At 63.1% G+C, this 24,852-nt stretch carries 25 protein-coding genes and 1 tRNA gene; 20 read left to right on the top strand and 6 right to left on the bottom strand.

Going from position 1 to position 24,852, the window contains the following annotated elements; genetic code table 11:
- The first annotated feature begins 71 nt into the window (after positions 1-71).
- Positions 72-1,052 (top strand): NADPH:quinone oxidoreductase family protein, encoded by a 981-nt coding sequence (locus HDIA_RS19010; RefSeq protein WP_099557597.1) that lies wholly within the window; start codon positions 72-74, stop codon positions 1,050-1,052.
- A gap of 6 nt (positions 1,053-1,058) precedes the next feature.
- Here the strand turns inward: HDIA_RS19010 and HDIA_RS19005 are convergent, their stop codons facing one another.
- A complete protein-coding gene (locus tag HDIA_RS19005; RefSeq protein ID WP_099557596.1) occupies positions 1,059-1,433 on the bottom strand; it encodes a YkvA family protein in 375 nt (124 codons plus the stop codon).
- Between the two features lie 168 nt (positions 1,434-1,601).
- Here HDIA_RS19005 and HDIA_RS19000 point away from each other — a divergent pair, with 168 nt between their 5' ends.
- Positions 1,602-2,078, top strand: coding sequence for a low molecular weight protein-tyrosine-phosphatase (locus tag HDIA_RS19000; RefSeq protein WP_099557595.1), 477 nt, complete (start codon positions 1,602-1,604; stop codon positions 2,076-2,078).
- 42 nt (positions 2,079-2,120) lie between these two features.
- Here HDIA_RS19000 and thpR read toward each other — a convergent pair whose 3' ends face one another.
- On the bottom strand, positions 2,121-2,657 hold the full coding sequence (thpR, locus tag HDIA_RS18995) for an RNA 2',3'-cyclic phosphodiesterase (protein ID WP_099557594.1): 537 nt from the start codon (positions 2,655-2,657) through the stop codon (positions 2,121-2,123).
- A gap of 133 nt (positions 2,658-2,790) precedes the next feature.
- Here thpR and HDIA_RS18990 point away from each other — a divergent pair, with 133 nt between their 5' ends.
- The 4 genes from HDIA_RS18990 to HDIA_RS18975 all read left to right on the top strand — a co-directional run bounded on the left by HDIA_RS18990 (position 2,791) and on the right by HDIA_RS18975 (position 5,483).
- The gene (locus HDIA_RS18990; RefSeq protein ID WP_099557593.1) at positions 2,791-3,228 is read left to right on the top strand and encodes a metallopeptidase family protein; all 438 of its coding nucleotides are present in this window, start codon (positions 2,791-2,793) and stop codon (positions 3,226-3,228) included.
- A gap of 131 nt (positions 3,229-3,359) precedes the next feature.
- Complete coding sequence (gene argC / locus HDIA_RS18985) at positions 3,360-4,319, top strand: N-acetyl-gamma-glutamyl-phosphate reductase (RefSeq protein ID WP_099557592.1); 960 nt, start codon at positions 3,360-3,362, stop codon at positions 4,317-4,319.
- 62 nt (positions 4,320-4,381) lie between these two features.
- Positions 4,382-4,987 carry a 3-isopropylmalate dehydratase small subunit gene (leuD, locus tag HDIA_RS18980; RefSeq protein WP_099557591.1) on the top strand — a complete coding sequence of 202 codons (606 nt, stop codon included), beginning with the start codon at positions 4,382-4,384 and terminating at the stop codon, positions 4,985-4,987.
- Positions 4,988-5,087: 100 nt separating this feature from the next.
- Positions 5,088-5,483, top strand: coding sequence for a RidA family protein (locus HDIA_RS18975; protein WP_099557590.1), 396 nt, complete (start codon positions 5,088-5,090; stop codon positions 5,481-5,483).
- Between the two features lie 51 nt (positions 5,484-5,534).
- Here HDIA_RS18975 and ubiG read toward each other — a convergent pair whose 3' ends face one another.
- Positions 5,535-6,284, bottom strand: a complete 750-nt coding sequence (gene ubiG, locus HDIA_RS18970; RefSeq protein WP_099557589.1) for a bifunctional 2-polyprenyl-6-hydroxyphenol methylase/3-demethylubiquinol 3-O-methyltransferase UbiG — start codon at positions 6,282-6,284, stop codon at positions 5,535-5,537.
- 205 nt (positions 6,285-6,489) lie between these two features.
- On the opposite strand from ubiG, the gene HDIA_RS18965 reads away from it, so the two are divergent.
- From HDIA_RS18965 to HDIA_RS18925, 11 genes are all read left to right on the top strand, one after another.
- Positions 6,490-7,743: an aspartate kinase gene (locus HDIA_RS18965; RefSeq protein WP_099557588.1), complete on the top strand. Its 1,254-nt coding sequence runs from the start codon at positions 6,490-6,492 to the stop codon at positions 7,741-7,743.
- Positions 7,744-8,019: 276 nt separating this feature from the next.
- The gene (ptsP, locus tag HDIA_RS18960) at positions 8,020-10,299 is read left to right on the top strand and encodes a phosphoenolpyruvate--protein phosphotransferase (protein WP_099557587.1); all 2,280 of its coding nucleotides are present in this window, start codon (positions 8,020-8,022) and stop codon (positions 10,297-10,299) included.
- A 192-nt stretch (positions 10,300-10,491) separates the two neighbouring features.
- Positions 10,492-11,568, top strand: coding sequence for a peptide chain release factor 1 (gene prfA, locus HDIA_RS18955; protein WP_099557586.1), 1,077 nt, complete (start codon positions 10,492-10,494; stop codon positions 11,566-11,568).
- A gap of 5 nt (positions 11,569-11,573) precedes the next feature.
- Positions 11,574-12,458, top strand: a complete 885-nt coding sequence (gene prmC, locus HDIA_RS18950) for a peptide chain release factor N(5)-glutamine methyltransferase (protein ID WP_099557585.1) — start codon at positions 11,574-11,576, stop codon at positions 12,456-12,458.
- Positions 12,459-12,475: 17 nt separating this feature from the next.
- The gene (locus HDIA_RS25460) at positions 12,476-12,733 is read left to right on the top strand and encodes a hypothetical protein (protein ID WP_157775737.1); all 258 of its coding nucleotides are present in this window, start codon (positions 12,476-12,478) and stop codon (positions 12,731-12,733) included.
- Between the two features lie 306 nt (positions 12,734-13,039).
- A complete protein-coding gene (locus HDIA_RS25900; RefSeq protein ID WP_245883970.1) occupies positions 13,040-14,113 on the top strand; it encodes a DUF4167 domain-containing protein in 1,074 nt (357 codons plus the stop codon).
- 304 nt (positions 14,114-14,417) lie between these two features.
- Complete coding sequence (gene clpB, locus HDIA_RS18940) at positions 14,418-17,048, top strand: ATP-dependent chaperone ClpB (RefSeq protein WP_099557584.1); 2,631 nt, start codon at positions 14,418-14,420, stop codon at positions 17,046-17,048.
- Between the two features lie 138 nt (positions 17,049-17,186).
- On the top strand, positions 17,187-17,543 hold the full coding sequence (locus HDIA_RS25455; RefSeq protein WP_157775736.1) for a hypothetical protein: 357 nt from the start codon (positions 17,187-17,189) through the stop codon (positions 17,541-17,543).
- Positions 17,540-18,514 carry a ParA family protein gene (locus HDIA_RS18935; RefSeq protein ID WP_099557583.1) on the top strand — a complete coding sequence of 325 codons (975 nt, stop codon included), beginning with the start codon at positions 17,540-17,542 and terminating at the stop codon, positions 18,512-18,514. Before HDIA_RS25455 ends, HDIA_RS18935 begins: the two co-directional genes overlap by 4 nt.
- A complete protein-coding gene (locus HDIA_RS18930; RefSeq protein WP_099557582.1) occupies positions 18,507-19,373 on the top strand; it encodes an SIR2 family protein in 867 nt (288 codons plus the stop codon). The genes HDIA_RS18935 and HDIA_RS18930 overlap by 8 nt, the downstream gene beginning before the upstream one ends.
- Before the next feature lie 529 nt (positions 19,374-19,902).
- On the top strand, positions 19,903-20,340 hold the full coding sequence (locus HDIA_RS18925) for an FKBP-type peptidyl-prolyl cis-trans isomerase (RefSeq protein ID WP_099557581.1): 438 nt from the start codon (positions 19,903-19,905) through the stop codon (positions 20,338-20,340).
- 352 nt (positions 20,341-20,692) lie between these two features.
- Here HDIA_RS18925 and HDIA_RS18920 read toward each other — a convergent pair whose 3' ends face one another.
- Both HDIA_RS18920 and HDIA_RS18915 read right to left on the bottom strand, forming a co-directional pair.
- Positions 20,693-21,415, bottom strand: a complete 723-nt coding sequence (locus tag HDIA_RS18920; RefSeq protein ID WP_099557580.1) for a GNAT family N-acetyltransferase — start codon at positions 21,413-21,415, stop codon at positions 20,693-20,695.
- Positions 21,412-21,912, bottom strand: a complete 501-nt coding sequence (locus HDIA_RS18915; RefSeq protein WP_099557579.1) for a MarR family winged helix-turn-helix transcriptional regulator — start codon at positions 21,910-21,912, stop codon at positions 21,412-21,414. Before HDIA_RS18915 ends, HDIA_RS18920 begins: the two co-directional genes overlap by 4 nt.
- A 228-nt stretch (positions 21,913-22,140) precedes the next feature.
- Between HDIA_RS18915 and HDIA_RS18910 the strand changes: the two genes are divergently transcribed.
- Positions 22,141-22,419: a hypothetical protein gene (locus HDIA_RS18910; protein WP_099557578.1), complete on the top strand. Its 279-nt coding sequence runs from the start codon at positions 22,141-22,143 to the stop codon at positions 22,417-22,419.
- A 63-nt stretch (positions 22,420-22,482) separates the two neighbouring features.
- Here HDIA_RS18910 and HDIA_RS18905 read toward each other — a convergent pair whose 3' ends face one another.
- A complete protein-coding gene (locus HDIA_RS18905) occupies positions 22,483-23,034 on the bottom strand; it encodes an SH3 domain-containing protein (RefSeq protein ID WP_425432905.1) in 552 nt (183 codons plus the stop codon).
- Positions 23,035-23,401: 367 nt separating this feature from the next.
- Here HDIA_RS18905 and HDIA_RS18900 point away from each other — a divergent pair, with 367 nt between their 5' ends.
- Positions 23,402-24,388, top strand: a complete 987-nt coding sequence (locus tag HDIA_RS18900; RefSeq protein ID WP_099557577.1) for a 2-hydroxyacid dehydrogenase — start codon at positions 23,402-23,404, stop codon at positions 24,386-24,388.
- Between the two features lie 318 nt (positions 24,389-24,706).
- Positions 24,707-24,796 (top strand) — tRNA-Ser (locus HDIA_RS18895).
- Positions 24,797-24,852: the final 56 nt, after the last annotated feature.

The raw sequence follows: 24,852 nt of genomic DNA, 5'->3' as shown, positions 1-24,852 counted from the left end.
AGATGACCGCAGACCACGGAAATGCGTCGCCGGAGGTGTAAAACCCCGGAAATGCGCAGCGAGGAGGGATCATGAAGGCCGTGCTTTCGACGCACCCCGGCGGGCCGGACGCGCTTGAACTTGCCGAGATCGAGGCGCCCGTCGCGGGCCCCGGCGAGGTCGTTGTCGACGTCAGGGCGGCGAGCCTCAATTTCTTTGACACGCTGATTATCAACGACCGGTACCAGTATCGTCCGCAGCGGCCGTTCTCTCCTTGCGGCGAGTTTGCCGGCACGGTTGTCGCCGTCGGTGCGCGGGTCGATGAGTTCAAAGTGGGCGACAGAATCGCGGCCTATATCAAATGGGGCGCGGCGCGCGAGCAGATCGCCATACCGGCCACCCAGGCCGTCCGGCTGCCCGATGGCGTCGAGTTCGACGTCGCGGCGACGACCTTCATCACCTATGGCACGACGCTGCATGCGCTGAAGGACCGGGCGAAGCTGAAAGCCGGCGAGACGCTTTGCGTGCTCGGGGCTGCCGGCGGCGCGGGGCAGTCCGCCGTTGAGCTTGGTCATCTCATGGGGGCGAGGGTGATCGCCTGCGCCTCCTCGGAGGAAAAATGCGCCTTTGCCCGGGCGAACGGCGCCGCCGAGACGATCAACACCTCGACCGAGGATCTCAAAGAGCGGCTGAAGGATCTCACGGTCGGCGCCGGGGTCGATGTCGTCTATGACGCGGTCGGCGGCGATCTGACGGAACCGGCGGTGCGGGCGACGGGATGGGGCGGGCGCTATCTCGTCGTCGGCTTTGCCGCCGGCAACATCCCGAAGCTGCCGCTCAACCTCGTGCTGCTGAAGGGTATCGACGTTCTCGGCGTCTTCTGGGGGCGGTGGATCGAGATCGATCCCGAAGGGCATCGCCGCAACACGGAGGAAATCCTCGATCATGTGGCGGCCGGCCGCCTGAAGCCGCATATCCATGCGCGCCTGCCGCTGGAACGGATCGGTGAGGCGATGGCGATGATCGCCGACCGCAAGGTTCTGGGAAAGATCGTCATTGCGCCCGGACCATAGGCGCCTTCAGTCTTTCAGGGCCTCGTGCGCCTTGTCCCGGTGCTTGGCCGTGATATGGCCGCGGACCATGGCAATCGTCGCGGCAAGCACCGTGACGTCATCGGTGAAGCCGACAAGGGCCAGGAAGTCTGGCACGGCATCGACGGGCAGAACGAAGTAGGCGAGCGCTCCCATGAGCATCACGCGAACCCGCACCGGCGTCTCGGGGTCGAGGGCGCAGTAATAGGCGGCCACCACCTCGTCGACAAACGGAATGGACCGTCCGGCCCGTTTCAGCACGCGCCAGAAATTCTTGCGCACGCGCGCTTCCTGCTGTTCCTGCGAGCCGAGCCTCTCGGGCCCGAGAATCTCCGGATTGTCGAAATGCTTGGTTGGAGGCATGCCCCCGTCACTCCCCGCGATTGTCTCCGCACCCGGCCGCCGGACGACGTTGTCCGTTCCGGATACAGTCTCCAATACTGATAGATGCGCATTGTCCGCGCGATCACAAGAGTTGCTCGCTGACCGAGGATGTTCCAAAAGCAGAGCATTGCGGCAAAAGGAGAGCTCATGAGCGCGTCCCCCCGATCAATCATCGTCGTCTGCCTTGGCAACATCTGCCGCTCGCCCCTCGGGGAGGGGTTCTTGCGGATGGCTCTGGACGAGGTGGGACTTGCCGAAACGGTCGAGATCGATTCGGCGGGCACGGGTGGCTGGCACGCAGGCGATCCGCCGGATTCGCGCTCGATCCGCGCCGCCGGACAACTGGGGATCGACATTTCCCTGCAGCGGGCCCGCAAGGTGACGCCCGCCGACTTCGAGCGCTTCGATCTCATGCTGGCGATGGATCGCAACAATCTCGCCGATCTTCAGTCTCTCGCCCCGGCCGAGAGCGCCGCGTCGATCCGCCTGTTTCGCGAGCTTGCCTTCGGCCACATGCAGGATGTGCCCGATCCCTACTATGGTTCGGCGCAGGATTTTGCCGCGGTGGCGGACCTTTGCCGCGAGGGCGCGCGCGAGATTGTGCGCAAGCTCTATGGCGCCTGACCGGCGATTGCCGGATCGCTTGGCTCGGGCGGATCGCGGGGCTCAGGCGGCGAGCGGGTAGGCTTCCTCGACGAGATAGGGACCGCCGCCGACGCTGGAGCGCGAGGAATAAAGCACGAAACGCGAGACCTCGAAGGCGGGAAGCCGATAGTCGCCGCGCATCGCCAGCCAGTCCGCGACCTCCGAGGAGGTCGTGCCGCGCAACCGCGCGAGCGTGACGTGGGGGTGGAAGCGGCGCGGCTCCGGTTTCAGACCGAGCCGCTGCATCAGTCGCTCCTGCTCGGCCTGCAACTCCAGAAGCGATGCGGTCGGCTCGATGCTGGCGATGAGGGCATGGGGTCCCCGGCTCGAAAAGGCGTCGAGCCCCCGGATTTGCAGGGTGAAGGAGCGCCGGTTGACGCGGTCGAGCGCGTCGGCGACCTCATCGGCGGTCCGGTCGTCGATGTCGCCGATGAAGCGCAGGGTCACATGGAAGTTTTCCGGGTCGATCCAGCGGGCCCCATGAAGACCTCCGCGGAGCAGCGAAAGCTGCATGGCAATGTCTCGCGGAATTTCGACCGCCGTGAACAGCCTGGGCATGGAGGGCTCCGAATCCGTGGCGCTTGGGCAATTTGAAATCGCATTCGCCGACAAGACAAGACCGCGATGAGCGATATTGCGAAGAGCTGTGAAAAACACCATAACAGCGACCAAAAAGGAGGGTGTTGTGGTAATGCTGCAGGACCTTGACGATGGTGTCGGGGCGGAAGGCTGGCACGGGGCTCGCGCCCCGGACCTTGGCGTGTTCGACCATCTGGCCCGCATGGCGTATGATCGGCTTCCCGGCGAGTTCAGGCGACTGACGGGCGACATCGAGATTCGCGTCGCCGATTTCGCCGATGACGAGGCGCTGGACGACCTCGACATCGAGGATCCCTTCGAATTGCTCGGCCTTTTTGTCGGGGTCGGTATCGCGCAGGACGGCGCCTCGCCGTCGACCGGGCAGATGCCGAACCGCATCTGGCTTTATCGTCGTCCGATCCTCGACTACTGGACGGATCATGACGAGACGCTCGGCGATATCGTAAGCCATGTTCTGGTGCACGAAATCGGACATCACTTTGGCCTGTCCGACGAGGATATGGAGAGTATCGAAGCGGCGGCGGGGTGAATCGAACGCCTGAGGCGGCATCTGTATGACGCTGATGCGGCATCTACATGACACTGTCGTTCTCAGGTGTTATGAGAGCCCGGCCCCTGGAACTGAAAAGCTGCGGGGACGCCTCGCGGGAAAGACGAACCATGCACAAGATCTTCATCGACGGCGAAGCCGGGACAACCGGCTTGCAGATACGTGAGCGCCTCTCCAGCCGCTCCGATATCACGCTTCTGACGATCGACGCGTCGGAGCGCAAGAACCCGGCCGCGCGGGCGCGGCTGCTCAACGAAGCCGATGTTGCCATCCTCTGCCTGCCGGACGATGCGGCGCGCGAATCGGTGTCCATGATCGAGAACCCCGACACGCGGGTCATCGATGCCTCGACCGCCCACCGCGTTTCGGATGGCTGGGAGTACGGATTTGCGGAAATGGCGCCGGGGCATGGCGAGACGATCGCCGCCTCCAAGCGGGTCGCCAATCCGGGCTGCTGGCCGCAGGGTCTGATCGCTTGCGTGCGGCCGCTTGTCGAGGCAAGCCTGCTGCCGGCCGATTTCCCGCTGACCTATAACGGCATCTCCGGCTACAGCGGCGGCGGACGCCAGATGATCGAGGATTACGAGAACGCCTCCGATCAGGTGCCGTTCATCCCCTATGGCCTGCGCCTCAACCACAAGCATCTGCCGGAAATGAAGGCCTACGCCAAGCTGGAGCACGATCCGCTGTTCCAGCCGTCGGTCGGCAATTTCGCGCAAGGCATGCTGACCTTCATTCCGTTGCAGTTGTGGAACCTTCCTGGGCATGTCGCCTCGACGGACGTCCATGCGGTCCTGCAGGACCGCTACGCCGGCGAGACGTTCGTCAGCGTGGGTCCGCTGTCGACCGCAGACAAAGTCGCGGGGCTCGATCCGCGCTCGCTCAACGGCACCAATTCCATGCAGATCCATGTTTTCGGCAACGACATGCGCGAACAGGTTCTGCTTGCGGTCCTCTATGACAACCTCGGCAAGGGCGCGTCCGGCGCCGCCGTCCAGAACCTCAACCTGATGATCGGTGCCGATCCGGCAACGGGTCTCATCGGTCATCGCCAGTCCGCCGCCGCCTGAATTCATCCCGAGTTCCTGCCCGGCTTCAGGCGGACGCAACCAAACTCCAACGGTTACGACAGATGGAAAAGTTCACCACCCTCACCGGCGTTGCCGCCCCGCTGCCGATCGTCAATGTCGACACCGACATGATCATTCCCAAGCAGTATCTGAAGACGATCAAGAGGACCGGCCTCGGCACGGGCCTGTTCTCTGAAATGCGCTACAACGACGACGGCTCGAAGAATGAAAGCTTCATTCTCAACAAGCCGGCCTATGAAAAGGCGCAGATCCTGGTCGCCGGCGACAATTTCGGCTGCGGCTCCTCGCGCGAGCATGCGCCGTGGGCACTGCTCGACTTCGGCATCCGCTGCGTGATCTCCACGTCCTTCGCCGACATTTTCTACAACAACTGTTTCAAGAACGGCATCCTGCCGATCGTCGTGACGCCCGAGCAGCTCAAGCTGCTGATGGACGACGCCGAGCGCGGCTCCAACGCGACGCTGACCGTCGACCTGCAGAGCCAGACGATCAAGGGCCCCGACGGCGGCGAGATCCACTTCGAGATCGACGCGTTCAAGAAGCACTGCCTGCTCAACGGCCTCGACGACATCGGCCTGACGCTGGAGAAGGAGGCCGCCATCGCGTCCTACGAAACCAAGCTCGCCGACGTCCATCCCTGGGCCTGAGCCCCGAGTCTGAGCGTCACGATTATTCGTGCTATAGTTGAAGCCGGTGGTTGCAGGATCGCCGGCTTTTTCGTCTCAAGCGGCTCCCGGGGACGCGATCATGACCGAAACATCGACCCGTAAACTGATTTCGTCCGGCTCGCCCTTTGAAAAGGCGGCGGGCTATTCGCGCGCCGTCGTCGATGGCGACTGGTGTTTCGTTTCCGGGACGACCGGCTACGACTATGCAACGATGAAGATGCCCGAAAGCGCGGGCACGCAGACGATGAACGCGCTCCTGACGATCGAGAGCGCCCTGAAGGAAGCCGGCTTTGCCATGTCGGACGTGGTGCGGGCCCGCTACATCGTCACCGACCGGGAGTACGTCGGCGACGTCTTCGCCGAACTCGGGCGCGTCTTCGGCGAGGTCCGTCCCGCGGCAACGATGATCGTCGCCGATCTCATCCGCGAGGAGATGAAGGTCGAAATCGAGGTGACGGCCAAGCGGCAGGGCTGATCAGGTGCATGCGTCGTCAAGGTCCGCGCGGGCGGACCACTCAAGGCAAAGTTACTGTCTCGGCCGCGTCGCCAGCACCATGTAGTTGACGTCGGTGTCGCTCGCTTCCTTCCAGTCATCGCGGAAGGGATCGTAGACGACGCCCTTGCGGTCGAGCAGGATGAAGCCTTCTTCCTGCAGCGGCGCCTCGATCTCCTCCGGGCGCACCAGCTTGTCGTAGGAATGGGTGCCGCGCGGCAGCCAGCGCAGCACGTATTCGGCGCCGACGATGGCGAGCGCGAAGGCCTTCGCCGTGCGATTGATCGTGGAGACGACGATCAGGCCGCCGGGCCGTACGAGGCTTGCGGCGGTCGCCAGGAAGGCCGGCACATCCGAAACATGCTCGACCACCTCCATTGCGAGAACGACGTCGAAGGCGCTGCCCTCGGCAAGCTCTTCCGCCGTCGTTGCGCGGTAGTCGATCTCAAGACCCGACTGCTCGGCGTGGAGTTTTGCGACCTCGATATTGGTCGAGGAGGGGTCGATGCCGACGACGGAGGCGCCAAGACGCGAAAGCGGCTCGCAGAGCAGGCCGCCGCCGCAGCCGATGTCGAGGATGTCGAGCCCGGCAAGGCTTTTCACCGCATTGGCGTCGCGGCCGAAATGGGTGCAGATCTCACGCTTGAGATAGCCGAGCCGCACGGGATTGAACTTGTGCAGCGGGCGGAACTTGCCGGCCGGATTCCACCAGTCGGCGGCGATCCGCGAGAAATGGTCCACCTCGGCCTGATCGATCGTTGATGCCCGTGCTGCTTCCGCCATCACCCGGCCCCTCGTGCGTCACTGCGTCTGGCGTTTACGTCGGCTCGCGGCCCGTCGAAGTCAAGGGAAACATTTGGCCATGATCCGGCAACACGCGGGACGTTGCAGAAGGGCCGCCGTTCCTGTATCTGAGGCGCGCGGCGGCGTGTCTCGCCCCTTCTTGTTTCCCGCGTGACCCGATCACGCCTGTCAGTGAACTGGTTCTATGGCCCGTCTCGTCATGAAATTCGGCGGCACCTCCGTCGCCGATCTCGATCGCATCCGCAATGTCGCCGCCCATGTGAAACGCGAGGTGGATGCCGGGCACGAGGTGGCGGTGGTGGTCTCGGCCATGGCGGGCAAGACCAACGAACTTGTTTCGCTGTGCCGGTCGGCCTCGCTGCTGCATGACGCACGCGAATATGACGCGGTGGTCGCCAGCGGCGAGCAGGTGACGTCCGGGTTGCTGGCGATCGTCCTGCAGGACATGGGCGTCAATGCGCGCTCCTGGCAGGGCTGGCAGATCCCGATCAAGACGGACGGCGCCCACGGTGCGGCACGGATCGACGACATCGACGGTTCGCTGCTGATCGAGCGCATTTCGGGCCAGGGGCAGGTCGCGGTCATTGCCGGCTTCCAGGGGATTGCGCCGGACAACCGGATTTCAACGCTCGGCCGCGGCGGCTCCGACACCAGCGCCGTGGCGGTTGCTGCGGCCATCAAGGCCGACCGCTGCGACATCTACACCGACGTCGATGGCGTCTATACCACGGACCCGCGCATCGTTCCGAAAGCCCGGCGCCTCGACAAGGTCTCCTTCGAGGAGATGCTGGAGATGGCCTCGCTCGGATCCAAGGTGCTGCAGGTCCGTTCGGTGGAACTTGCGATGGTGCATGGCGTTCGCACCTTCGTACGCTCCAGCTTCGAGGATCCAAATGCAGTGCGGGTGATGCCGAATGGCGATCCTTATGGCACTCTCATTTGCGACGAGGACGAAATCGTGGAACAACAAGTCGTTACGGGCATCGCCTTTTCCAAGGACGAGGCCCAGATCTCGCTGCGGCGCGTGGCCGACAAGCCGGGCGTTGCCGCGGCCGTCTTCGGCCCGCTCGCCGAAGCCAACATCAACGTGGACATGATCGTCCAGAATATCTCCCAGGACGGCAAGTTCACCGACATCACCTTCACCGTGCCGCTGGCCGACTACGACCGGGCGATCAGCGTGGTGAAATCCTCCGACAAGTTCGAATACGAGTCGCTGGAAAGCGCCACGGACGTGTGCAAGGTCTCCGTCATCGGCATGGGCATGCGCAGCCACGCCGGTGTCGCGGCCGGCGCGTTCAAGGCGCTGGCGGAAAAGTCCATCAACATCCGTGCGATTACCACTTCGGAAATCAAGATTTCCGTGCTCATCGACGCGGCGTACACCGAACTTGCCGTGCGCACGCTGCACTCGCTATACGAACTGGACAAGGTCTGATCGCTGGCTGGGTCTGATCCCGACCCGCATGTGTGAGGCCGCACATGCGCGGGCGGGACGCGGTCTACCCCTCATGGTTGCAAATGGCGAACGTCGGTCGGTGCCGCGTCGGGTGACATGGTCCGGACGGGCGCGGCGTGTATGACCGACAGTCGCAGCCTTGCTGGGGCGAACCGGCCGAGGGCCGGGGGTGGACCGGGAATTGCACCCTGACTTTGCCAGGGCTAGTAGAAAGAGGGGGCCATCTCAGGCGCCCGGCATGCGGAAAGGCGGACGATGCGGGGGACACTCGTTGGTCCGCGCGTTCTTCTGCGCCGTCTCCGCGAGGTGATGGCGGAGCCGATCAGCGCGCAGGACCGGCTCAACAAGATCGTGGTGGTGATCGCGGCCAACATGGTGGCCGAGGTATGCTCGGTCTATGTGCTCCGCGGCGACGGTGTGCTGGAACTTTACGCAACCGAGGGTCTCAATCCCGACTCGGTGCACAAGGCGGGGCTCCGTCTCGGACAGGGCCTCGTGGGCCATATCGCCGAAGACGCCACGGCGCTCAATCTTCCCGACGCGCAGCTTCACCCCGAATTCGCCTATCTGCCTGAAACGGGTGAGGAAATCTACCATTCCTTCCTCGGTGTCCCGATCCTGAGGGCAGGGCGGACGCTGGGCGTTCTCGTCGTCCAGAACAAGGTGCGCAAGAGCTACTCCGAAGAGGAGGAGGAAGCCCTTCAGACGACCGCGATGGTGATTGCGGAGATGATCGCTGCGGGCGAGCTCAGCGCGCTGTCGCCGGAACCCAATGTGCTGGAGGCCGGCCGTCCCGTCTCGCTCAGCGGTGTCGGGCTGTCCGACGGCGTCGGGCTTGGCTATGTGGTGCTGCACGAGCCCCGTGTCGTCGTCACCAATCTCATTGCCGAGGATCCGGAGGCGGAAATCAAGCGTCTCGAAGCGGCGCTTTCGGCCTTGCGCGAATCCGTCGACAACATGCTGGCCAAGCGCGAGGTGTCGCATCACGGCGAGCACCGCGACGTGCTCGAGGCCTATCGCATGTTCGCCTACGACCGCGGCTGGGTGCGGCGCATGGAGGAGGCGGTGCTGCGCTCGGGCCTGACGGCCGAGGCCGCCGTGGAGCGCGTGCAGTCGGACACGCGCGCCAAGATGATGCGCCAGAGCGATCCCTATCTGCGCGAGCGCCTGCACGACTTCGACGACCTGACCTTCAGGCTCCTGCGCGAACTCATCGGCAAGGATCATCAGGGCGAGGAGATGCCCAAGGATTCGATCCTCGTCGCGCGCAACATGGGGCCGGCCGAACTGCTCGACTACGACCGCACCAAGCTGCGGGGGCTGGTGCTGGAGGAAGGCTCTCCGTCCAGCCACGTGGCGATCGTGGCCCGGGCCCTCAACATCGCCGCCGTTGCCCAGGTGCCGGACGTCGTGGCGCTGGCCGAGGACGGCGATGCGATCATCGTCGACGGCGAGCTGGCGCAGGTGCATCTGCGCCCGCCGCCGGAAGTCGAGCAGGCCTTCGTCGAGAAGGTGAAGTTCCGCGCCAAGCGGCAGGAGCGCTACCGGCAGCTTCGCGATTTTCCGGCCGAAACGAAGGACGGCGTGCGGGTCGGGCTGATGATGAATGCCGGCCTTGTCTACGACATGCCGCATCTCGACGAATCCGGCGCCGAGGGTGTCGGTCTCTTCCGCACCGAGTTGCAGTTCATGCTGTCCTCGAATTTTCCGAGAACTTCGGTGCAGCAGCAGTTCTATTCGCGCGTCCTGGATGCGGCGGGCGACCGTCCGGTGACTTTCCGCACGCTCGACATCGGCGGCGACAAGGTGCTGCCCTATATCCGCGCGACGGCGGAGGAAAATCCGGCGCTCGGCTGGCGAGCCGTGCGTCTCGGGCTCGACCGGCCGGCGCTTCTGCGCTCCCAGCTTCGGGCGCTTCTCAAGGCGGCATCGGGGCGCAATGTCCGCGTCATGTTCCCGATGGTCAGCGAGATCGACGAATTCCGCCGGGCCCGCGATCTTGTCGAGAAGGAACTGGCCCATCTCGATCGCTTCGGCTACGAGCGTCCGGCGCAGATCGAACTCGGCGTGATGATCGAGGTGCCTTCGCTGCTCTTCTGTCTCGACGAACTCTTCCGGGAAGTGGATTTCGCCTCGGTCGGTTCCAACGACCTGTTCCAGTTCATGCTGGCCGTCGACCGGGGCAATGCGGCCGTCTCGAGCCGGTTCGACCCGCTGAGCCCGGCATTCCTGCGCGCCTTGCGGCTGGTTGCCGAGCGGGCGGCGGCAGCCGAAAAGCCGGTGGCGCTGTGCGGCGAACTCGCCGGCCAGCCGTTGACGGCGATGATCCTTGCCGGTCTCGGCTATCGCTCCATCTCGATGACGCCGGCCTCGGTGGGGCCGGTCAAGGCGATGATGCGGGAGCTGACGCTCGCCCCCTTCCGGAGCCTCCTCGACGAGATGCTGGATCCTCTGGCCGGCGAAAGAGGTGCGGAGGTCGTTCGCCGCCGTGTGGTCGACTTTGCCGCACAGCACGGCGTTCCCCTTTCCGGATGACGATAGCGCCATGGCGGAAAATGCCTTTTGGGGCCGGCCGATGATGGCGCCCGGAGATTTTTCCATCCGTCACGACCGAAAGACGATTGACCGGGCAGGCCGCAAGATGGCACTGGAGCGCTCTGCCTGCGCTGGCATCCGGTCCGCTTTACCCGACAGCAGCCTTGGACAATCCTTGCTTCGAGCCACGACATGTTCGCCCTAGACGCCAAACTCGATGGCCTTCTTGACCGTTTCGCCATCATCGAACGACGTTTGGCCGACCAGCCCGATCCCAAGACTTTCGTCCGGCTCTCGCGCGACTATGCGGAGCTGGAGCCGGTCGTGCGCAAGGTCAAGCAGTACCGGGAGGCGCAGCAGGAACTTGCTGACCTCGACGGGCTTCTCGATGACGAAGCGACCGACGACGACATGCGCGAGCTTGCCGAAGCCGAGCGTCCGGATGTGGAGGCGCGGGTCGAGGATCTTGCCCAGCAGGTCCGTCTTGCCCTGCTGCCGCGCGATGCGGCCGACGACCTTAGTGCCATTCTCGAAGTCAGGGCGGGAACTGGCGGCGACGAGGCAGCGCTTTTCGCCGGCGATCTCTTCCGCATGTATCAGCGCTATGCGGACCTGCGGGGCTGGCGCGTCGAGATCATTTCCACGAGCGAGGGCGAGGTCGGCGGCTACAAGGAGATCATCGCTTCGATCTCTGGGCCGGCGGTCTTCGGGCGGCTCAAGTTCGAATCCGGCGTGCACAGGGTCCAGCGCGTGCCGGAGACCGAATCCGGCGGGCGCATCCACACATCGGCGGCGACCGTCGCCGTGCTGCCCGAGCCGGAAGATGTCGACGTCGAGATCAACGATTCCGACCTGCGCGTCGACACCTACCGTGCCTCCGGCTCCGGCGGCCAGCATGTGAACACCACGGATTCGGCGATCCGGATCACGCATTTGCCGACGGGTATCGCCGTCGCCGTGCAGGACGAACGGTCCCAGCACAAGAACCGCGCGAAGGCCATGCAGATGCTGCGCGCGCGCATTTTCGACGAAACGCGCCAGCGCCAGCAGTCCGAGCGCGCCGCCTCGCGCAAGGGGCAGGTCGGCTCCGGCGACCGCTCGGAGCGGATCCGCACCTACAATTTCCCGCAAGGCCGCGTCACCGACCATCGCATCAACCTGACGCTCTACAAGCTGCCGCAGGTGATGTCCGGCGAGGCGCTGGACGAGGTCATCGACAGCCTGCATCAGGACCACCAGGCGAAGCTTCTCGCCGAGGCGGAGGCCTGATCGGCGTGGTCCCGGATCCGTCGCTGACGATTGACGCCACCCTTGGCGTCGTCCGCCGGCAGCTTGCCGCCGCCGGGATCGACAGCGCGGCGGTCGACGCACGCCTGCTTGTCAGGGAAGCGATCGGTGCCAGTCCGACGGATCTGATCCTTTGCGGCGGTGAGCCGCTGGGGGACGCGGCGGCCGGCCGGCTCGCCGAACTGCTGCCACAGCGGCTGGCTCGCGAGCCAATGGCCCGCATCCTCGGACGGCAGGAGTTCTTCGGCCTGTCCTTCTTGCTTTCGCCGGCGACACTGGTGCCCCGGCCCGACACCGAGACGCTGGTGGAAACCTGCCTCGATCTCGTGCGCGGCGGAATGCTCGCCGGCGTCGGGCCGTCGGGGGAGGGGCTCAGCTTCGCCGATATCGGCACGGGAAGCGGCGCCATCCTCGTCGCGCTCCTCCATGCGCTGCCCGGCGCCCATGGCGTCGGCATCGACCTTTCGACGCAAGCGCTGGCCACCGCCGAGGCGAATGCCGCCGCAAATGGTGTCGATGCCCGTTGCAGTTTCGTTGCGACATCCTATCTGGAAGGGATCGGCGGACCATTCGACTTCATCGTCTCCAATCCTCCCTATATCGAGGCGGGCGTGATCGACGCATTGGAGCCGGAGGTCGCACAGCATGAGCCGAAGCTCGCGCTCGACGGCGGGGCGGATGGCCTCGATGCCTATCGTGCGATCTGCAAAGCCGCGCCATCGCGGCTGAAGCCGGGCGGGTTTCTGGCTGTCGAGATCGGTTTCGACCAGGCGGAGACTGTCTCGCAGCTCTTCGATCAGGCCGGATTTCGCGATATCGCCCTTCACCGGGACCTGGCCGGACGGGCAAGGGTGGTCTGCGGCAGGCTCTGACATCGGGTGCCGGGTTGGTGAAACTCCGTATTTTGCAGGCAAAGGCTGTGGCCGATTGGCATCACGACTTGCTCATCTACGGCAAATTCGCACAAAAAAGCGCAGGTTCAGCCCTGAATTCAGGCAAAAATGGCTTGGAAAAGCTGCGCCAAGCGGGTAGGCTTCTTTTCACCGAGTCACAAGCTCGGGCCGGATCGGTGTCACCAGGGGGGGTGACGACCTTAAAGCCCAATCAGCTTGATCATGAAATTGGAAGGCTTTTGCCTCCAGAATGAGACTCGTTCGTCGCATCGGACAGACGCCGACATGATAGACCCCGTTCCTCAGGACCGGCGTGCCATGTCATGGACGCCCATGTCGTGGTGATGCGGTTTTTGATTTGTTCGCCTGAGATAAAAAGACGTTTGATGGCCTCAAAGAGGGTAGCAACCAGAGTGTGTTGTTCCACGCCGTTGGCGGTGTCGACCCTCCTTGTTCCTGATCTCGCCATGTCGTGCGCGCCGGTCCTCCCCGGCGTCAGCCCATGCGAGCGGTTGTCCAACGAATCCGTTTTCAATGGCTTGTGAGAGATAGCAGTCGATATGAGGCAAGGACAGTTCAGCAAGCAGCGTTCGCGAGGAAGAAGCAACAATCGCAAGGGCGTCAATCCGCTGACGAAGACCTTTGATTCCAACGGTCCGGACGTCAAGATTCGCGGCACGGCGCTGCATATTGCCGAAAAATACGCCCAGCTTTCCCGCGACGCCACGTCTTCCGGCGACCGGGTCATGGCCGAGAACTATCTCCAGCACGCCGAGCACTACTATCGCATCATCGCCGACGCGCAGGGGCCGTCCTTCTCGCGCGATTCCGACGACGACTACGATGGCGACGGACGCGGCGAGGGGTTCGATCCCGGCCAGGCCGATCAGCCCTATGCCCAGCAGCCGGACAACCGTTCCGCCGGGGAAAGTCGCAGCCGCAGCTTCGACCAGAATGGCAACCGCAACTACGATCGCGGCAACGGAAACGGCCAGGATCGGCCGAGCTACGGCGACAACCGCAACAATCGCGGCGAGCGCGGGGACCGCAATGATCGGCCCGAGCGCAACGACCGGCCCGAGCGCAACGACCGGCCCGAGCGTAATGATCGCAATGACCGTGGCGATCGCCCCGAGCGCGGCGAACGCAATGATCGCGGCGAACGCAACGACCGCATGACGAACCGGCCGAACCGCAACGAGCGTGGCGGGCGCCCGCCGTTCCGCGACCGCAACGCTCCGCAGCCTGCAGCCGAGGCTGGCAGCGACAGCCGCGCCGAGACCCGGCCGGTAACGCCGACGTCGTCCCATCCGATGCCGCTCGACGCGCCGCAGCCTTTCGTCGACGTGCCGGTCGCGATCGACAGCATGCCCGCCGCACCGGTGGAGAAGTCCGAAGCGCCGAAGTCCGCGCCGGTCGAGCCCAAGGTTGCCGCCGAGCCGAAGCCGGAGGCAGCCGTCGAAGCTTCCGCCACGGATGGCGAGGCCGCCTCGGAGAAGCCGGTTCGCCGTCGCCGGACAGCCGCTGGCACTGGTACTGGCACTGGCACGACGCGTCCCCGCACCCGCCGGACCGCGGCCAAGAAGGACGACGAGAGCGGCGATACGACCCCCGAGGTTGTCGGCAGCGAGTGATCGCACCCGTCGTCTGACGTTGTTTTTTCGATCCCGCGGCCCGAAAGGTCCGCGGGATTTTCATTTCCTCCGCGTCGTGGGCATTATCACCCCTGCGTCCAAGTCCGTCGTCTTACGGACGCCTCTTTTCGTTCTGCGGATGCCTCCCCATATGAGCTTCGATCACACGTCAAGGGGTCGATCGGGGCGCGTCTTTCACGGGTCGCAGGTCTCTTGGCGGCGTCTGGCCGGCGGATAGCCGGCAGGCATCAGGACGCCTTGCCCATGCTACGGGTGGGTTCGGCGGGCCAGAGGGAGATGACCTATGAATGTTGAAAAATACACCGAACGCACGCGCGGATTCGTCCAGTCGGCGCAGACCTATGCGCTGACCCACAACCACCAGCAGTTCCTGCCCGAACACCTTCTGAAAGTCCTGCTCGACGACAACGAGGGTCTGGCGTCCGGCCTCATCACGGCGACCGGCGGACGCGCGAATGACGCGCTGCTTGCAACCGAGGCCGCCCTCGAGGCGCTGCCGAAGGTGGCGGGCTCCGGCGCGGGCCAGCTTTATCTTTCGGGCGCGACTGCGAAGGTCTTCAACACCGCCGAGCAGATTGCCGAGAAGGCGGGGGACAGCTTTGTCACCGTGGAGCGGCTGCTGCTGGCGCTCGCCATGGAAAAGGATGCCGCGACCGCCAAGATCCTGAAGGATGCGGGCGTGACGCCGGCAAGCCTCAATCAGGCGATCAACGAGTTGCGCAAGGGCCGCACGGCCGACTCGGCGTCCGCCGAAAACGCCTATGACGCGCTGAAGAAATACACCCGCGATCTCACCCAGGTCGCGCGCGAGGGCAAGCTCGACCCGGTGATCGGCCGCGACGAGGAAATCCGCCGCACGATCCAGATCCTGTCGCGCCGCACCAAGAACAACCCCGTCCTTATCGGCGAGCCCGGCGTCGGCAAGACCGCCATCGCCGAGGGCCTCGCGCTGCGTATTGTCAACGGCGACGTGCCGGAATCGCTGAAAGACAAGTCGCTGCTCGCGCTCGACATGGGCGCGCTGATCGCCGGCGCGAAATATCGCGGCGAGTTCGAGGAGCGCCTCAAGGCCGTGCTGTCCGAGGTCGGCTCGGCTGCCGGCGGCATCATCCTCTTCATCGACGAGATGCACACGCTGGTCGGTGCCGGCAAGTCCGAAGGCGCGATGGATGCCTCGAACCTCCTGAAGCCTGCGCTTGCGCGCGGCGAGTTGCACTGCGTCGGCGCGACCACGCTCGACGAATACCGCAAGTATGTGGAAAAGGACGCGGCCCTTGCCCGGCGGTTCCAGCCGCTCTTCGTCGGTGAACCGGACGTGGAGGACACGATCTCGATCCTGCGCGGCATCAAGGAGAAATACGAGCAGCACCACAAGGTGCGCATCACCGACTCGGCGCTTGTCGCGGCGGCAACGCTGTCCAACCGCTACATCACCGACCGCTTCCTGCCGGACAAGGCCATCGACCTGATGGACGAGGCCGCCTCGCGGCTGCGCATGCAGGTCGACTCGAAGCCGGAGGAACTGGACGAGATCGATCGGCGCATCATGCAGCTTCGCATCGAGCAGGAGGCGCTCAAGAAGGAGAGCGACACCGCCTCGCACGACCGGCTGGTGAAGCTGGAAAAGGAGCTTGCCGACCTTGAGGAAGAGTCCGATGCGCTCACCAGCCGCTGGCGGGCCGAGAAGGACAAGATGGGCGCTGCCGCCGATCTCAAGGGCAAGCTGGACGAGGCGCGCAACGAACTGGCGATTGCCCAGCGGCGCGGCGAATACCAGCGCGCCGGCGAGCTTGCCTATGGCGTGATCCCGGATCTGGAAAAGCAGCTTGCCGAGACCGAAGAGGCGGCCGCCAATGCCAAGGGCTCCATGGTGGAAGAAGCCGTGACGGCCGAGCATGTGGCGCAGGTCGTCTCGCGCTGGACCGGCATTCCGGTGGACAGCATGCTGCAGGGCGAGAAGGAAAAGCTCCTGCGCATGGAGGACGAGCTTGCCCGCCGCGTCGTCGGCCAGGCCGAAGCCGTGCATGCGGTCTCCACCGCCGTGCGCCGTGCCCGTGCGGGCCTGCAGGACCCGAACCGGCCGATCGGCTCGTTCATGTTCCTCGGCCCCACCGGCGTCGGCAAGACGGAGCTGACCAAGGCGCTGGCGTCCTATCTCTTCGACGACGAGCACGCGATGGTGCGCATCGACATGTCGGAATACATGGAGAAGCACGCCGTCAGCCGCCTCATCGGCGCGCCTCCCGGCTATGTCGGTTATGACGAGGGCGGGGCGCTGACGGAAGCGGTGCGGCGCCGGCCCTATCAGGTCATCCTGTTCGACGAGGTCGAAAAGGCCCATCCGGACGTCTTCAACGTGCTGTTGCAGGTTCTCGACGACGGGCGGCTCACCGACGGCCAGGGCCGCACGGTCGACTTCAAGAACACGCTGATCATCATGACCTCGAACCTTGGTTCGGAGTATCTGGCCAATCAGGGCGAGACCGACACCGTGGACGCGGTGCGCGACAACGTGATGAGCGTGGTGCGCGGGCATTTCCGGCCCGAGTTCCTGAACCGGCTCGACGACATCATCCTGTTCCACCGCTTGAAGCGGGTGCACATGGGCGAGATCGTCGAGATCCAGCTGAAGCGCCTGGAGAACCTTTTGTCGGACCGCAAGATCGTGCTCGACCTCGACGAGAGCGCCAAGACGTGGCTCGCCGACAAGGGCTACGACCCGGTCTATGGCGCACGGCCTCTGAAGCGCGTCATCCAGCGCCAGGTGCAGGACCCGCTCTCGGAGCAGATCTTGTCCGGCGAGGTGCATGACGGCAGCCTGGTGAAGATCACCGCTGGCACCGACCGCCTTCTCTTTGCCCCACAGCCCGGGGCAGAGGAAGGCGAGGAGGCCGAGGGTAGCCAGGCCGCGTAAGGGCTGGGTGCTTCAGGGCCCTATCCTGAAACACAGAATCCCCGTTCGGGCGAGATCCCGGGCGGGGATTTTGCTGTTTGAGGGCCCGCGATCTCTGCTGGGGCAGGGCTGTGCCGCGGGCTAGGGGCCTGTTCGATCGTGTCGGACGACCTTGCGCAGGCAGCCGACTGGCTGACGGTGGCGCAATTGAACCGCGCAGGGGGAATGGACACCTTCGCGGTCCTCCTCTCTACTTGCGGTCTCTTGGGCAGTGAAAGTCAAAGAGAAAAGGGTGGCACTGCGCCATGTGGACTTACTGACCGGCTTCTAAGTCTCACGGTCTGGAAAAATCTCTCTCGGTCTTTCTCGATATTGATTGAGCGAGCACATCAAATATCATTAGCGACGGCCTTGATGACGATCCGTCGCAATTCACGGTGGCTCTTCCAGCATGCTTGGTTCTACAGTGCTGTGAATTCCGTTGCGACGCTGACCATTTTGATGGGAATGGAATGAAATCGATAGCATTCTTCAACAACAAGGGCGGGGTTGGAAAGACGACGCTTCTTTGCAATGTTGCTGCTTACGCCGCCTTAAAACTGAACAAGAAAGTTTGTGTCGTTGACGCCGATCCGCAATGTAACGCAACTCAGTATTTCTTTGATTATGATACTTTGGATGAATTATATACGTCTCAAGGCGGTACTATATATAGTGTCGTTGAGCCTTTGACAGAGGGGGAAGGTTTTAGTGACGAAATTCCTCTTCGTAAATGTATTTCATTCGGGATCGACGTCCTTCCAGGAGATCCAAATCTGGCGCTCACAGAAGATTTCTTGGCGCAAGATTGGGGCGCGGCCAAAAGTGGTGATATCCGAGGTATCAAGACAAATCTATTTTTTTCAGAGCTCCTTGGACGATTGGAGAAATATGATTACGTTTTTATCGATGTAAGTCCATCATTGGGGGCAATAAACAGATCGATATTACTTGCATCGGACTATTTTGTCAGCCCTATGTCTATTGATATTTTCTCGCTGAAAGCATTCGAGAACATTGCTGCATGGATTGAAGATTGGGAGTCTGACTGGGCTAAGGGTATAGCAAACGTTCGAGATAAAAAGAAAATTCCAGACTTGAGTTATGGCCAAGCTGTTTTTCTTGGCTATGTTACTCAGCAATATTTGGCTAAGAGAGATGCGTCTGGTGTTAGGCGAGGTGTAAAGGCATATGAATCAATCCGGGCTAAGATCGACGGTGTAATTAAAAGATGCGGTTTGGATAAAGGTATTGCCGGTCAAACATTCGAAATAGGCACCGTTCCAAATTTATTTAGTCTTATCCCTATGTCTCAATCATCGAACAAACCTGTATTTGAACTAAGAGCCGGTGATGGCGTGGTGGGGGCGCACTTCGTTAAAGTGCGAGATGCGGAGAAAATATTTGAGCTAGTATCCAAGAGCATTCTCGGTCGCGCCCATGGTTGAATGGCCTGAAAATCTCGTTCGTGACTTGGCGCGGCGACGCTGCGTGATCGTAATTGGGTCCGGTGTTTCGCGCCAATCCCGAGGTCAAAATGGTGAGATTCCACCGACTTGGGACTCGTTCTTGGTGGAGTGCAACAATAAATCGCCAGGAGGTCCGCATGTTCATATTTCGCAGGCCATTGAAAAAGGTGATTTGCTGCATGCCTGCGAATGGCTCCAGAGACTTTATGACCATAATTGGGCATCAAAGCTAAGAAAGGAATTTAGTGCTCCTAAATATATGCCTAGCGATTCTCATCGTACGATATGCCGATTAGATACAAGAATAATTTTTTCTTTGAATTTTGATGATATAATTGATAGAGCGCTTCAAGAAATATATTCAGGAACTAGTATAAAGAAGTCTTATTATGACGCTGATGTGTCTGAATTTCTGAGAGGTACGGAGAGATACTTAGTCAAAGTGCATGGCTCTCTTGACAACCCTGGTCGTCTTATCTTTACCCAACGTCAGTATGCATCTGCTAGAATTTCTGCTTCGTCATTTTACGACGCCTTCGATAGTGCGCTCATGACCCATACATTTCTTTTCCTTGGTGCTGGCTATCGAGATCCAGACATCAATCTTGTTCTTGAAAATCAGAACTTCGCTTTCAGTGAGTCCCATCCCCATTATTTTCTTACTTCCAGCGATATGCATGGTGATCTAAAACAATCTCTGCGTAATAATAGAAACCTTGAAGTTATTGAATATGAAAAATTAGATGAAGGTCACTCTGGTTTTGCCGTCTCTATGGAGGATTTACTCGTCCGTGTTGAGGATTTTCGGGCTAGTTTGGCCGAGAGTTTGGATTGGTAGTGCTATGATAGGATAATTGTCTGAATTATTTAAATTTTTTATCTGTGCCAGTATCATATTTTTATATGCTTTCGGAGTTCTTTCATTTTGCCGGTGTGATGTCGGGTACTTCGCGCCGCCCCTCCGCCTCGAACATCTCCCTCAGCATCTGAACGCCCCGTCCCGCGACTACCAGTCCGTCGTGGGGGCGTTCACGTCCGTCGTGCCTTCCGGGTCGGTGAGCGGGGCGCCTTGGCCGCGATTGATCTGAACGGTGAAGACTTGGCCCTCGGTGCGCGCCTCGATCCCGGCGATGGAGAGGCCGGAGGACGGATTTATCGCAAGGTTGGGCGGCGTTTTCCGCAGATTTGCATCGCTCCAGAAAACCTTCTAGGCTCGTTCTGCTCAAGCGATGCGCCTGCCCACCTTCTCGTCACAACAGCCTTTCGGCGGCGAGGGCGGCGCCATGATCATCGGTCGGCCATAAGAGCAGTCCCGCGGCGGACGTCCAGCCGGCCCATCAGCTCTCAAGCATCAAGGAACCGAACGGATGACACAGGCCAAAAGCGGTGACACCGTGCGTATTCACTATGTCGGCAAGCTGACCGACGGCACCGAATTCGATTCATCGGCGGGGCGCGACCCGCTGATCTTCCAGGTCGGCTCCGGCCAGATCATTCCCGGCCTCGACCGCCAGATCGAGGGCATGGAGGTGGGCGCGGCCCAGACCCTGACCATCCCCGCCGACGAGGCCTATGGCCCGCACGACCCGGCCAAGATCCAGTCGCTGCCGCGCTCCACCGTGCCGGAAGACCTGGATGTTGCCACCGGCATGCGGCTGCAGGCCCGCACCACGACGGGCGACACGATCGCGCTGCAGGTGGTGGAGGTCTCGCCGGAGACCATCGTCGTCGACGCCAACCATCCACTCGCTGGCAAGGACCTCGTCTTCGACGTGGAACTGGTCGAGATCGTCCAGGCGGCGTAAGGAACTTCCCCCTCATCCGGCCTTCGGCCACCTTCTCCCCGCCGGGGAGAAGGGAAGGGGGGCGTGCCTCGAAGGCGGTTCGGCGTGGTCGCGGCCGCCTTCCACTCGCGGCGAAACAACGGGACGTCATCTGCGATCCATCCGCCGTCATTCCCGCGAAAGCGGGAACCTACTCGCCGGTCTACACGGCCAGCGGAGACGAGACGAAAAAGCGTTCGCCCCCAAGAAAATTTCATATGAATGAGTCGACGAACCGCCAATGGGGTCCCGCTTGCGCGGGAATGACGATGGCAAAGGGCGCAGCGAGCCGTCGCCGCCGAATTCCTCGAATCCCGGTGCTGATCTGCGTCCGTCAGGTCTTCTCCACGAAGGCGACGTGCATCGGGCTGCGCCGGTAGAATCCGAGCCGCTCGTAGAGCCGGATCGCATTTTCGTTCCAGGCATAAGAATGCAGGAAGACGCCTTCGCCGCGCGCGGAGATCTGCCCTGCCACATAGGTCAGCATCAGCTTGCCGAGGCCCTTGCCCTGCCGGTCCGGGTGGGTGCACAGGCCGCTGAGTTCCGTGAGGCCCGGGACCTTCAGCCGCTCGCCGGCCATGGCGATCAGCCGGCCGTCCTCGCGAATGCCCCAGAAGGCGCCAAGGCTCTGGGCCTTCAGCGTGAAGGGGCCGGGTTTTGTCAATTCCGCCAGTTCCAGCATGTCCGCCGCATCGTCCCAGCCGAGGCGCACGATGCGCGGGTCGTCGACCAGCGGAAAGGGGCTTGTCGCCACCATCTGCACGCCGTCCGCCGTGGTAACGGGCTTCAGCGCCGGCGGCAGGATCACCGGATCGGCCTGCAGGAAGAGCATCGGCGTGTCCGGCCGGGCAAGGGCCGCGAGTGCTTCCAGGTTCTCCTCGCCGTCGTTCGGCATCGCCGCGAAGGGGCTGATGTCGGCGGGGTAGCGCCGGGCAAGGTCGCCGCCCTCGGCGAGACCGGCGTGGCGCGTCGTCAGCGCCGTCCAGATCGGCCGGTCGAGGGCGTGCGTGGTGAGCCCGCCGGTGTCGCGCCCCTCAAGATCGTGCGCCTTCGTCATGATGTGGTGTCCTGTTCCGTCTTCAATGTACCGCGTCTGACGAGCGGTGCGGCGTCGAGCCCTTCTTCGATGGCGGCAAGCTGGGCGAGCAGCGGTCCGTCGAACCCCTCGCAAAGGTCGGCCACAGCCGCCTCGACGCGGGCCCAGACGCTGCGCTTGCCGATCTCCACAATGCGCGCGCCGTCCGCCGTGAGGCGCACGATGCGGCGGCGCTGGTCGTCGGGCGAGGATTCGGCCAGCATCAGTCCGGCGCCGATGAGCATGTTGACGCTGCGCGTCACCCCCGGCTGGCTGACGCCCACGGCCTCGGCGAGTTCGCCGATCGTCAGGGGGCCCAGCCGGTCGAGGCTGGCGAGATAGGGATACTGGCTGGCGCTGATGCCGACGCCCTCGGCGGCGAGAATCGCGTCGGTGTTGGCCTGCAGGCGCTCGCCGATGCGCTTGAGGCGCGAGCCGAGGCAGAGCAGGCCCAGCGAGCGGACGACGTCTTCGGTCATGGGCTTCCCGGAGTTATCAAGATAACCGCTTATATAACGTGTTATATAATCAGGGCAAGATGGTGCTTCCGGTCATGGCTTTCGGGCATGGCTTTCGGGCCGGGGCGATGCATTCGGCGGCCCTCGTGCCTATATCGGGGAAGGGCTGGACAAGGCTGCCGGGAACGAATCGCGGGGCGGCCGTGTTGGGTCTTCAGCAACGGCGTTGCCCTACAGGAGTGAGATGACATGCAAAAACGCGGACTGTCGGTCACCGGCGCCATATTGGCGGCCCTGCTGGTCCTGCCGCCGATGACGGTCGGGGCGCAGGCGGCCAACACCGTCTGCCAGGGCGGCGACACGCATTGCCGCGAGCGGTCCGGATACGGGTCGACCGCCAAGGAACGCCAGCAGATCCGGCGCGACACCTATCGCAGCCCCCAGACACAGCCGTCCCGGAAATGCGTGCCGCGGACGCCCTACGAGATCGATCCGAGCACCGGCAAGCCGTATATGACCTGCCAATGAGACGCGGGTATCGGTAGCCTACTGGCTGGCAGCCTGCTGGCCGGCACTCTACTGGCCCGCAGCCTACTGGAACGTCTCGTCGGGATAGACGCCCCACAGCAGGTTCTGGTCGATCCAGCCGTCGAAATTGTCACCCTCCAGATGACACCAGCTGCCGTCGCAGCTGTCGACCCGGCCAAGCACGCCGGGCTCAAGCCGCGTGACCACCTGCGCATCGGCCCGGGCGTCGCGATAGAGCGGCACGGGCTTCTTGTCCGTATCCCAGGGCGAGACGAGGGCGGTGCGCACGCCTGACAGCAGCGAGTGGAACACCCAGCCCTCGGCGCCCTCGAAGTCGCGGATGCGGCGCCAGTTGTCGAATTCCTGCGTGATCTCCACCGGCATGCCGGCGCGCACGTAGCGCCAGGCGATGGCGTGCTGGCGGCTCGGTCCGACGCGCACGTTGACCGCGTCCGACTTGAGGCTGACGAAACGGGGCACCTTCAGCCCGGTCTTGGAGCCGGTGCGGGTGGAGGTCGGCAAATCCCCGCCCTCCTGGGCGAGGGACGGCCCGCAGAACAGGCCAAGGGCCGCAAAAAGCGCGACGAAGGCCAGGAACTGTCGAGAGCGGCTCATCCTCATCATGGGTCCTGAGTGGTCCGACGGACGCCGATCGCGCCCTTCCGCACGGAAAGCGACACTGTGTCGCCTCGGGAAAAATACTTCGTTTGCCTCTCCGGCCCCTGCGACAGGAGACGAGCGCCAACCGCCCGGCATTCCGCGGTTTCCGGGGCTTCGGCGCGGCCAGAACCACATGTGCGATGCACACCCGGCACGGTGGCATCCTGCCTCTTACAGGGTTAACGCGGGGTCAATGGAGCCGGCCAGACTTATGGGGCGTTGAACCGGGCGGCAGGCGATGGATATATGGTGCCCAAGTTGACCAGGGTCTGCCCGCTCGCCCGCCGTTCGGCGCGTTGCGGGGCAGGGGGAGTAGGACGGGATGTCTCGCAAGAAGCCGATCGTTTTCGTCACGCGGAAGCTGCCCGATGTGGTGGAAACGCGCATGCGCGAACTCTTCGACACGCGGCTCAATGCCGACGACCATCCGATGACCCAGGCCGAACTGACGGCGGCGGTCGCCGAGGCGGACGTGCTGGTGCCGACGGTGACGGACCGGATCGACGCGGCGGTGCTCGCCAAGGCCGGGCCCAACCTCAAGCTGATCGCGAACTTCGGCAACGGCGTCGACAATATCGACGTGGAGAGCGCCAACAATCGCGGCATCGCCGTCACCAACACGCCGGGCGTCCTCACCGAGGATACGGCCGACATGACCATGGCACTCATCCTCGCCGTGCCGCGCCGCATGTCCGAAGGCCTCAAGGTCATGGAAAGCGGCGAATGGACCGGCTGGTCGCCGACCTTCATGCTCGGGCGGCGGATCTGGGGCAAGCGGCTCGGCATCATCGGCATGGGCCGCATCGGCCAGGCGGTGGCGCGCCGGGCGCTCGCCTTCGGCATGTCCATCCACTACCACAACCGGCGCCGCGTTCCCGCAGAGATCGAGGACCGGCTGGAGGCGACCTACTGGGAAAGCCTCGACCAGATGCTGGCCCGCATGGATGTCGTCTCCATCCATTGCCCGCATACGCCCGCGACCTATCATCTTCTCTCCGGGCGGCGGCTGAAGCTGATGAAAAAGGAAGCCTATCTCGTCAACACCGCGCGCGGCGAGGTGGTCGACGAGAACACGCTGGCGCGCATGCTGGAGGCGGGCGACCTTGCGGGCGCGGGTCTCGACGTCTTCGAGCATGAGCCGGCGGTCAACCCGAAGCTCGTCAAGAACGACCACGTGGTGCTGTTGCCGCATCTCGGCTCGGCGACGCTCGAGGGCCGCATCGACATGGGCGAGAAGGTCATCATCAACATCAAGACCTTCATGGACGGGCACCGCCCGCCGGATCGGGTGCTGCCGAGCATGCTGTAAGGCGTCCGGTCGGCGCGGGTACGTGCCGCCCCTCCGCATGGCGACTCGCTTGCGGCCGTTCGATGCGATGGGAACGCCGTGAGCCGCGACGGTCGTCCTTCGATCGGCGCCCTGTGTCCGCAGCGCCGGATTGGGCCGAATGGTCCAAGCTCATGATTTCGCCCGCTGCAAGGGCCTTTTCTGGTGCGCGGCGCCGTCATTGCGGGGTCTGTGCACAGACCTTTTCCCTGCTATTTGCCCTGAGACTTTCCGGCCGACAAAAAAACGTCACGCATGGCTTGCGCCGCGAAGCGCGATGGGTATATTCCGCCGCACCAAGGACAGGTGGCCGAGTGGTTGAAGGCGCACGCCTGGAACGCGTGTATAGGGGCAACTCTATCGAGGGTTCGAATCCCTCTCTGTCCGCCATATAATTTATAGATAATTGAAAATATTGGCATTTGCTGGCGGGTGTCGGCGAATGC

Origin of the sequence: Hartmannibacter diazotrophicus (genome assembly GCF_900231165.1) — a bacterium.
GTDB lineage: Bacteria > Pseudomonadota > Alphaproteobacteria > Rhizobiales > Pleomorphomonadaceae > Hartmannibacter > Hartmannibacter diazotrophicus.
The sequence above is the reverse complement of the archived record's forward strand: the minus strand, read 5'-3'. Positions and strand labels throughout refer to the sequence as shown.